This window comes from Paracraurococcus ruber (assembly GCF_004353985.1).
In the GTDB taxonomy this organism is placed as follows: Bacteria; Pseudomonadota; Alphaproteobacteria; order Acetobacterales; family Acetobacteraceae; genus Paracraurococcus; species Paracraurococcus ruber.
Genome location: NZ_SMOA01000213.1, coordinates 1 through 9,442, shown reverse-complemented (window position 1 = coordinate 9,442; position 9,442 = coordinate 1). Strand labels below are relative to the sequence as shown.

Sequence of the window (9,442 nt, the reverse complement as noted above, 5' to 3'; positions counted from 1 at the left end):
GCCGCCCGCTCGGCCCGGGCGGCGGCGGCGCGGGCGGGCGGCGTGGCATGGCCCGGGGCGTTGCGCAGCAGGGTCAGCTTCTCCCGCGGCAGGCCCTGGCCGATGCACCAGCCGCGCAGCGCCTCGGAGATCACCAGGATGCCGTCATAGGCGTGCTCGTAGCCGGCCAGGGCATGCGGGTTGCCGTAGGGCGCATCCCAGGCAGCATTCTCCACCAGGTGCAGCGCGGCGAAGGTCCGCACGCCCAGCCGGCGCAGCGGCGCCGCCAGGGCGTGGCAGCCGATGGCATGGGTGTTCACCACCACCTGGCAATCCGCCAGCAGCCCGAGCGCGTCGCGCGCGCCCTCGGCATCCTCCGGCATGCGGGACAGGGCGGCGCCGAAATAGCCCACCTCATAGGCCACCCGCTGCTCGCCCAGGCCCTGGAAGAGCGTGACGCTGTCGAAGCTCGCCGCCACCTCCGGCGCCCAGTCCAGCCGCTGCGCGCCGGCGACGACCAGATGGGTGCGCCAGCCATGCCGGCGCAGCACGCGGGCCTGCGCCATCGCCACCTTCTCCAGCCCGCCGAAGGCGAACAGCGGCAGCAAGAAGGCGATGTCGCGGCGGTCCGGCAGCGGTTCCCGCGGCAGGGCGGCGCCGATCCCCTGCGCCCAGCGCGCCTCCGCCGCGGCGCGGCTGCGCGGGACGCGCCAGTCCAGCCGCCAGGGCGCCGGCAGTCCGGCCTGCTCCGCCCGCAGCCGGCCGAGCGCCGCGACCTCCGCCTGCAGCAGCCGGAGCGCGCCGCTGCCGGCGGGCGGCAGCCGGCCGGGCAGCGCCAGCGCAAGCCGGGCGATGCGCGGCAAGGGCGCCTCCCCGTCCAGGCTGACCAGGCCGGGCGAAAGCGGGTCGGCGGCCAGGCGCAGCAGGCCGTCCCCGGTCAGGCAGAGCAGGCCGGCCTCGGCGACCGGCGCCGCCCCGTCCTCGAGCTCGAAGGCCAGTTCGGCGCCGGCCGCCGGCCGGAGGCGGAGGGCGACCAGGTCATGGCCGCGCAGCAGCCGCTCCGCCCACCACAGCACCATGGGCAGCAGGCGATGCGCCCGCAGCAGGCCGAGCGTCGCGCCATCCCCAAACAGGACCATCGCCGGCGCATGCACGGCGCCCGGCGCGGTGCCGGCGGCCAGCAGCCGGCGGCGCAGGGCGGGGGCGGCCACCGCCTCGGCCCGGTCGGGGTCGAGGAAGAGCAGCGCCCCGGCCCGGTCCACCTCGAACAGCGCATGGCGCGGCGCCTCGCGCGCCTCCAGCGCCGCCAGGGCGCGCGGCCGCAGCGCCGCGGCATGGCGGTCCCGCAGCAGGCGCAGCAGGTGGTCGCGCTGCCGCTCGGCGGCGGCCAGCATGCTCTCCGGCCGCTTGCGGTAGCGGAAGCCCCAGTCGGCCAGGTGCTGGCCGCGGAAGCCGGCGCGGCCGGCCTGCAGCCAGAAATCCCAGTCCTCGAAGCCGGCGCGCATCGCCGTGCCGTCGAAGCGCAGCCCGGCCTCGAACACCTCCCGCCGCACCAGGCTGCCGGCCTCGCAGTAGTTCAGCACCAGCAGGTGCAGCAGGGAGAAGTCGCCGGCGCAGCTGCCATCGGCCTGCCCGCCCAGTTCATGGATGTCCGGGTAGAACCAGCCGGTCTCTGGCGGCGCCGCCTGCAGCGCCGCCCAGCCGCGGGCGAGGAAGCCCGGCAGGATCCGGTTGTCGGCATCGAGGAAATACAGCGCCCGGCAGGCGGGGAAGGCGCGCAGCGCGAAGTCGATCCCGGTGTTGCGGGCGGCGGACAGGCCGCGGTTGCGCTGCCGCAGCAGGAAGACGCGGCCGGGATGCGCCGCGGCGAAGGCGGCGGCCAGGGCGGCGGTGGCGGGGGATGGGCAGCCATCCTCCACCACCACGGCGGCGACCGGCGGCGCGCCCTCCTGCGCCAGCACGGCGCCGATCGCTTCCGGCAGCAGGCCGGGCTGGCCATGCGCGGGGATGACGACCGCGATCGCCACCGATGCGGGATCGGCCGGCGCGGCCGGGGCTGGGTCAGGCAAGGGCGGCGCGCATCAGGCTGAAGGTGCGGCGGAGCATGGCAGCCTCGTCCTCGGCGACGGCATGGCGGTAGGCCGCCTCCACCGCAGGCCGGACAGCGGCAGTATCCTTCAACCGCAGGATGGTTTGATCCGTCAAGTCGGCCACCCCGCCGCTGGCCGCGATGGCAGCCAGGTCGCGTGCCGCGGGGCCCAGGCATTCCAGCGCCGCGGCCGAGGCGACGACCGGGCAGCGCCGCGCCGCCGCCTCCAGGAAGACCAGCGGGCAGCCCTCGTAGCGGGAGGGGAGCAGCAGCACATCCGCCGCCAGCAGCCAGTCCGCCACATCGGGCACATGTCCCAGCAGGCGCAGCGGGCCGCCCCGCCGCGCCGCCGGGCTCGCCTCCAGCGACCAGCGCAGCGCGCCCTCCCCCAGCGCGGCCAGGGTGGCGCCGCAGGCGTCGTGCAGCCGGGCGGCGATCTCCGGCAGCAGGTCGGCGCCCTTCTGCAGTTCCAGCCTGCCGGCGAAGGCGACCAGCGGCGCCGCCGCCGGCAGGCCGAGGCGCCGCCGGCGCCCGGCCCGCGCCGCCTCCCGCGCGGCGGGATCGGCCGGCGGCACCGGCACGCCATTGGGCACCACGGCGACGGCGGCGGGCGGCAGGCCGAAGAAGGCCGCCGCGCGGGCGGCGACCGGGGCGGAGACCGCCGCCCAGCGGATCGGTGCCGCCGCCAGGGTGGCGAGGACCGGCGCGGCGGCCTCCGGCACGGGGTCGGCGATCTGCGGCGCAAGGTGCTGGATGACCAGCGTCCGCTGCCCGGCCGCGGCGAGCGCCTGCAGCAGGCCGAAGCCGTGGCCGGGCCATGGCAGGGGCAGGATGACGAGATCCGGCCGCAGCCCCTGCAGCAGCGGCGCTAGCGCCGCCGCCTGCGCCGCGATGTTGTCCGCGGCGGTGGCCCCGGCCTGCCAGCCGAAGGGGCCGGTGACGCTGCGAAGCTCGGATGCGGCGCCGGGCAGGGCGGCGAAGTCCGGCCGCAGCGCCGGCTCCATCGCCAGGGTGACCTCCAGCCGGGCCTCGGCCATGGCGCGGGCGAGGACGGCGGTCTGCTGCTCCGTCCCGCCGAGGGTGACGGAGGGCAGCACAACCAGCGCCCGGTCCAGGCGGCGGGCGGCCGGCCTCATCCGGCCCGCAGGATGCGCAGATGCGCCGCCCCGTGGCCGCGGCTGGCCAGGGTCTCGAAGCCCGGCGGGGCGGCGCCGGGATCCGCGCCGTATTCGGCGCAGACCAGGGCGCCGGGGGCGATCCAGCCGGCCGCCGCAAGCGCCGCCAGCGCCGCTTCCATCAGCCCGTCCCGGTAGGGCGGGTCGAGGAAGACGAGCCCGCAGGGCGCGGCGGCGCGCGGCGGCTTCGTCGCATCCGCGGGCAGGACGCGGCAGCGCGCCTCCTCCCGGCAGGCGGCGATGTTGGCGCGCAGCGCCGTGAGGGCGGCGCGGTCGGTCTCGAGGAAGGTCGCCTGGGCCGCTCCGCGGGAGAGCGCTTCGAGCCCGAGGGCGCCGGTGCCGGCGAAGGCGTCCAGCACCCGGACCTCCTCCAGCAGGGCGCGGTCCTGCGAGAAGGGCGACCACGGCGCGTGCCAGAGCATGTCGAACAGCGCCTGGCGCACGCGGTCCGCGGTCGGCCGCGTCGCCTGCCCGGCGGGTGCCTGCAGCGTCCGCCCGCGATGCCGGCCGGCGATGATGCGCATGCGCGGGTTACAGCAGGCCGAGGGTTGCCAAAGGGCTTCCGCCCCGCGCCCGGCAGCCGCCGCAGGTCATCCGCGCGCCCGCTTGCGCCGCTGCGCCGGCGTCTCGGCCTTCAGGCCCAGCTGCTCGCGCAGCACCTTGGGGTTCACCTCCTCCACCGCGCCGCGCGGCAGGCTGCCGAGCTGGAACGGCCCGTAGGCGGTGCGGAGCAGCCGCGACACCGCCAGGCCGAGATGCGCCATGACCTTGCGGATCTCGCGGTTCTTGCCTTCCTGCAGGGCGACGGTGAGCCAGGCATTGGCGCCCTTGCGGCTGTCGAGCCCGGCCTCGATCGGGCCGTAGCGCACGCCTTCCACCGTCGCGCCGCGGGCGAGTTCCGCCAGCGCCTGATCGCTGACCGCGCCGTTCACCCGCACGCGGTAGCGGCGGATCCAGCCATTGGCCGGCAGCTCCAGCCGCCGCGCCAGGGCGCCGTCATTGGTCAGCAGCAGCAGGCCTTCCGAGTTCAGGTCCAGCCGGCCGACCGAGACCAGCCGCGGCAGGCCGGGCGGCAGGTGCTGGAAGACGGTGGGACGGTCCTTCTCGTCCCGGTGCGTCGTCACCAGGCCGGCGGGCTTGTGGTAGCGGAACAGGCGGGTGCGCTGCGGCTCCGCCACCGCGCGGCCATCGACGGTGACGAGGTCGCCGGGCTGGATGAAGGTGGCGGGGGTCCCCACCACCTTGTTCTCCAGCTTCACCCGGCCTTCGGCGATCAGCTTCTCCGCGTCGCGGCGGCTGGCGACGCCGGCGCGGGCCAGCCATTTGGCGATCCGCTCGCCGCGCGCCTCCGCGGTGGCGGCGTCCCCGCCCTCCGCCTGCTCAACGACGTCCTCCGCATCCTCATCGGCCACGGCAGGCCTCCACGAAGGCGCGGAAGATCAACGGGTCGGCCGGGTCCACCGCGTATTCCGGGTGCCACTGGACGCCCAGGGCGAAGCGGTAGCCGGGGTGTTCCACGCCCTCCACCACGCCGTCGGGCGCCAGGGCGTTGACGATGGCGCCCGGGCCGGCGGTGGCGACGGCCTGGTGGTGGGCGCTGTTCACCGCCATGCGCGGCCGGCCGGTGATGCGCGCCAGCAGCGTGTCGCCGGCGATCGCCACCTCATGCCCCGGCTCGGTGCGCGGGTTGGGCTGCTCATGCGCCAGCGCGCCGGCGACCTCGTCCGGGATGTGCTGGATCAGCGTGCCGCCGAAGGCCACCGCCAGAAGCTGCTGCCCGCCGCAGATGCCCAGCACCGGCAGGTCGCGCGCCAGCGCCGTGCGGGTGGCCGCCAGCTCGAAATCCGTCCGCCCCGGCTTGAGGGTGACGGTCGGGTGCGGCGGGCCGCCGCCCCAGAGTGCGGGGTCCACGTCGAAGGCGCCGCCGGTCACCAGCAGCCCGTCCAGCCGGCCCAGGTAGTCGGCCGCGAGGTCCGGGCGATGCGGCAGCGCGACGGGCAGGCCGCCGGCGGCGATCACCGCGTCGAAGTAATTCTGCCGGAGCGCGTACCAGGGCAGCTTGGACCAGCCGCCGGCCGGCTCCGCATCCAGGGTCAGGCCGATCAGCGGGCGATGGGACATGCCGTCACCTACACCGGCTGCCGCGCCGGATAAACTGCAGCCGGTGCGATGGGCCCCCGGCCGCGACCGGCGGACGGCAGGCGGCAGGCGGCGGGCCAGGATGCCGCCGGGCGCCCCGGCGGCGATCGGCGCCGGGACCACGACCCGGGGTCGCGTGAGATGGTGCCGGGCGGGCGCCGCGGCGGCCAGCGCGGGGGTGGCGCGGCGCGGCGGGCAATGCAATAGCTGCTTACATGACCTACCCCGGACAGCGGCGCGGCTACCACCATGGCAACCTGCGGGAAGCGCTGGTGCAGGCGGCCGTGTCGCTGATCGCCGAGCATGGTCCGGCCGGCTTCACCGTCGCCGAGGCGGCGCGGCTGGCCGGCGTCAGCCCCGGCGCGCCCTACCGGCATTTCCGCGATGCCGAGGCGCTGCTGGCCGAGGTGGCGCGGCAGGGCTTCGAGCGCTTCGCCGAGGCGCTGGCCGTCGGCTGGCAGGACGGCGCGCCGGACCCGCTGCGGGCCTATGAGAATCTCGGCCGCGCCTATCTCGCCTTCGCGCGGGAGGAGAGCGCCTACTACGCCGCGATGTTCGACTCCCGCCTGGCGCCGCAGGACCATCCCGGCCTGCAGGCGGCCGGCGACCGCGCCTTCGCCGTGCTGCGCGATGCGACGGAGCGGCTGATCGCCCGCGCGCCGGAGGGCAGGCGGCCGCCGGCGCTGATGGTGGCGCTGCATGTCTGGTCCATGTCGCATGGCATCGCCGCGCTGTTCGGGCGCCCCGACCGGGCGCGCCGCAAGCTGCCGATGTCGCCCGAGGAACTGCTGGAGGCGGGGCTGCTGATCTACCTGCAGAGCCTGGGCCTGGCTGGCGGCACCTGACGGACCCTTCGCCGATTTCCCTTGAAACCCCGCGGCGCGGGGGCCAATGTAAGTATGTCTTGCATACACAGGAGGAGCAGGATGTCAGGTTCAGCTCAGCCCGGCGCCTATGGGCCCGCCGGCTATGATCGGTCGGGATGGGGCCCGCGCCCGGGCGGGTGGGACCGCGGCGGCGGCGGGCCCGGCTTCGACCAGGGGTCCGACCGCGGCTTCAACCGGGGCTTCAACCGGGGCTTCAATCCTTGGGCCTTCGTCTGGTCCGTGCCCAGGCCGCTGCTCATCGCCGGCATGGTGCTGGGCTTCATCGCCTTCTGGCCGATCGGCCTGGCGGTGCTGTTCTTCCTGATCGGCAGCGGCCGGCTCGGCGGCCGCTGGGCCCGCCGCCACGGCCTGGAGCGCGCCCGCGGCGGCGCCTGCGGCTGGGGCGCCTGGGCGCGGGAGGAGCCCGCCTCCACCGGCAACCGCGCCTTCGACGAGTACCGCGAGGAGACGCTGCGCCGGCTGGAGGAGGAGCAGAAGGAGTTCGGCAGCTTCCTCGAGCGGCTGCGGGTGGCGAAGGACAAGGCGGAGTTCGACCAGTTCATGGCCGAACGCCGGCCCCGCCCGCCGGAAGCCTGAGGCCGCGGGCCTCGCGGCCGCGGCTGGCCCCGTCCCGCGACGGCGCCATCCGCCCGGCGCCGGGCCACGCGGCCCGGCGCTGCCGCAGGCAGGTGCAGCCGCCGCCGCCGCCCGGCCTCACCCCCGTGCGGCGGCGGGGTGCAGCGCCAGCACGGCATCGGGAACCCAGCCCTCGGTGCCGTCGGCCTTTCGGCAGAACACGAAGCCGCTCTCGCTGAAGCGCAGCTCGACCACCTCGCCCGGCTCCATGCCGAGTTCCAGCGCCGAGAAGGCGCGGCGCAGGCGAAGCTGCCCGTCCCGCGGCTCCAGCCACGCCTCCGGCACCCAGCCCTCGCGCCCATCCGCCGCCCGGCACCAGATCCAGCCCAGCAGGTCGGTGCCGGGGCTGCGCAGGGGGTCGGGCTGCACCGCGTCACCGGCCGCGACCGCGATCGGGTCGTCATAGGGCCGGCGATAGGCGCGGACCGCGACGGCCCTGGTGCCGGCGGGAAAGACGTAGAGCATCCGCGACCTCCGCGATCCCGGCCGCTGCCCTATCGCGCGGCGGCCGGCGCCGCCAGGGCTTCGGGCACGCCTGCTGCCCGCGGGCGCCGCCGGGACGCCCTGGCATGCCCGGCCGGGCCGACCCGGCCCTCCGCCGGGCTGGCTGCCCCGACCCTGCCCCACCGGATCGGCCCCCCGGGTCGCCGCACCCGGCTGTTCCACCCGTCCACCCGCCGCCACATGCCAGGGCGGGTCGCGGGGTCGCATGGAGAGGATTGGCCGCGCCATCCAAGGCCTGCCGCGACCGGCCTGGCCCGGGGAACCGGCAAGCCGCTGCCGCGGGGATGCCGCCGCCACAGCAGGCCGGATCACGGCATGGCATCGGCCGCAGCACGGGTGGCGCGGGCGGCCCGATGGTCGTCCGGCGCCGCATAGAGGCGGGTCGGTCGGCAGCATGGCATGGGTGAGGCCGGTGCCATTCGATGGACCAGCGAGGACCAAGCTCGCCACGGAAGGCTTGCAGAACCTCGCATATAAAGATATCTGCATATGGCGTTGGTCCCGCGCGAGCGGGTGAAAAGGGAAGTCCGTGCGGATGGCGCAGGCCACCCCAGTCGGACGCTGCCCCAGCAACTGTCGGCGGGAAGCCGCCGGCCCGAGCCCCCATCCAGGGGCGCCACTGCGCAAGCGGGAAGGCAGGGCCGGCAGCGAGGGGCACAAGCCCGGCACCCGCGAGCCAGGAGACCTGCCGGCGCCGTGCACCCCGCCCCCCTGACCGGGCGCGGCGGGGGCGCGCCACCCTGACGGCCGGGCTGGGTGCACCGGGCGACGGAGACCGCCCGCGATGACCATCGCCGCCAATCTCGGCTACCCGCGCATCGGGCCGAAGCGCGAGCTCAAGGCAGCCCTCGAAGCCTTCTGGGCCGGCACCGCCACCGAGCCCGAGCTGCTGGCCGCCGCCGCCGCGCTGCGCGCCCAGGCCCGCGCCGTGCAGCAGGGCAGCGGGATCAACCACATCCCCGCCGCCGATTTCGCCCTCTACGACCATGTGCTGGAGACGGCCTGCGCCTTCGGCCTGATCCCGCCCGGCTATGGCTGGGCCGGCGAGGGGCCGGCCTCGCTGGCGACGATGTTCGCCCTGGCCCGCGGCGCCCGCGGGACCGAGGCGGAGCGCGCCGCCGGCATCCCGGGCGACGCCCCGGCGCTCGAGATGACCAAGTGGTTCGACACCAACTACCACTACATGGTGCCGCGCCTGTCGGCGGCGCTGCGGCCGCGGCTGCTGGACAACCGCTGGGCCCGCGCGCTGCGGGAAGGGCTGCAGCAGGGCACCCGGGCGCGGCCCGTGCTGCTGGGCCCGGTCTCGCTGCTGCTGCTGTCGAAGGCGGCGGACGGCACCCGCCCGCTGGACCTGCTGCCGCTGCTGCTGCCCGCCTATGCCGATGCGCTGCGCTACCTGGCGGAAGCCGGGGCGGCCTGGGTGCAGGTGGACGAGCCCTGCCTGGTGACCGACCTGCCGGCCGGGGCCGCCGATGCCTACCGCACGGCCTTCCGCGCCCTGGCCGATGCCGCGCCGGGGCTGCACCTGCTGCTGGCGACCTATTTCGACGGGCTGCGCGACAACCTGCCGCTGGCCGCCGCGCTGCCGGTCGCCGGGCTGCACCTGGACCTGGTGCGCGCCCCGGACCAGCTCGCCACCGCGCTGGCGGCGCTGCCGCGCGACCGCTGGCTCTCGCTGGGCGTCGTGGATGGGCGGAATGTCTGGCGCGCCGACCTGCGCGCGGCGCTGGCGCCGCTGCGCGCGGCCGAGGCGGCCGGCTTCGGCAAGCGGCTGATGGTGGCGCCGTCCTGTTCCCTGCTGCATGTGCCGCACAGCCTGGCGCCGGAGACCGGGCTCGACCCCGCGCTGCGCCGCCGGCTTGCCTTCGCCGAGGAGAAGCTGCGGGAGGTCTCGGCGCTCGCCCGGGCGCTGGACGAGGGCGAGGCGGCGGTGGGCGCCGCCTTCGAGGCCAGCGACCGCGCGCTGGCCGAGGCGCGCGCCGATGCCCGGCTGCACGACCCGGCGGTGGCCGCCCGGCTGGCCGCGGCGACGCCGGCGATGGAGCGGCGCGCCA

8 protein-coding genes, 1 pseudogene and 1 riboswitch are annotated in these 9,442 nt (G+C 76.6%); of the genes and pseudogenes, 3 read left to right on the top strand and 6 right to left on the bottom strand.

Features of this window, described 5'->3' with window-relative positions; translation table 11 throughout:
* The 5 genes from E2C05_RS24465 to E2C05_RS24445 all read right to left on the bottom strand — a co-directional run.
* Nucleotides 1–2,048 (bottom strand): glycosyltransferase family A protein (locus E2C05_RS24465; RefSeq protein ID WP_133222261.1); only part of this gene is annotated, 2,048 nt, incomplete at its 3' end.
* A complete protein-coding gene (locus tag E2C05_RS24460) occupies nucleotides 2,041–3,204 on the bottom strand; it encodes a glycosyltransferase (protein WP_133222260.1) in 1,164 nt (387 codons plus the stop codon). The genes E2C05_RS24460 and E2C05_RS24465, both read right to left, overlap by 8 nt.
* Nucleotides 3,201–3,767 carry a 16S rRNA (guanine(966)-N(2))-methyltransferase RsmD gene (gene rsmD, locus E2C05_RS24455; protein WP_133222259.1) on the bottom strand — a complete coding sequence of 189 codons (567 nt, stop codon included), beginning with the start codon at nucleotides 3,765–3,767 and terminating at the stop codon, nucleotides 3,201–3,203. Before rsmD ends, E2C05_RS24460 begins: the two co-directional genes overlap by 4 nt.
* A gap of 66 nt (nucleotides 3,768–3,833) precedes the next feature.
* Nucleotides 3,834–4,574: a pseudouridine synthase gene (locus E2C05_RS24450; RefSeq protein WP_240046881.1), complete on the bottom strand. Its 741-nt coding sequence runs from the start codon at nucleotides 4,572–4,574 to the stop codon at nucleotides 3,834–3,836.
* A 70-nt stretch (nucleotides 4,575–4,644) separates the two neighbouring features.
* Nucleotides 4,645–5,364, bottom strand: a complete 720-nt coding sequence (locus tag E2C05_RS24445; RefSeq protein WP_133222257.1) for a gamma-glutamyl-gamma-aminobutyrate hydrolase family protein — start codon at nucleotides 5,362–5,364, stop codon at nucleotides 4,645–4,647.
* Nucleotides 5,365–5,597: 233 nt separating this feature from the next.
* On the opposite strand from E2C05_RS24445, the gene E2C05_RS24440 reads away from it, so the two are divergent.
* Entirely contained in the window at nucleotides 5,598–6,227 is a 630-nt protein-coding gene (locus E2C05_RS24440) for a TetR/AcrR family transcriptional regulator (protein ID WP_133222256.1), read from the top strand.
* Nucleotides 6,228–6,308: 81 nt separating this feature from the next.
* Nucleotides 6,309–6,845, top strand: a complete 537-nt coding sequence (locus tag E2C05_RS24435) for a DUF2852 domain-containing protein (protein ID WP_133222255.1) — start codon at nucleotides 6,309–6,311, stop codon at nucleotides 6,843–6,845.
* A gap of 117 nt (nucleotides 6,846–6,962) precedes the next feature.
* Here E2C05_RS24435 and E2C05_RS24430 read toward each other — a convergent pair whose 3' ends face one another.
* On the bottom strand, nucleotides 6,963–7,349 hold the full coding sequence (locus E2C05_RS24430) for an SH3 domain-containing protein (RefSeq protein ID WP_133222254.1): 387 nt from the start codon (nucleotides 7,347–7,349) through the stop codon (nucleotides 6,963–6,965).
* A gap of 518 nt (nucleotides 7,350–7,867) precedes the next feature.
* Nucleotides 7,868–8,095: riboswitch (cobalamin riboswitch) on the top strand.
* A gap of 77 nt (nucleotides 8,096–8,172) precedes the next feature.
* On the opposite strand from E2C05_RS24430, the pseudogene E2C05_RS24425 reads away from it, so the two are divergent.
* A pseudogene (locus E2C05_RS24425) lies at nucleotides 8,173–9,442 on the top strand (5-methyltetrahydropteroyltriglutamate--homocysteine S-methyltransferase); the annotation flags it as partial.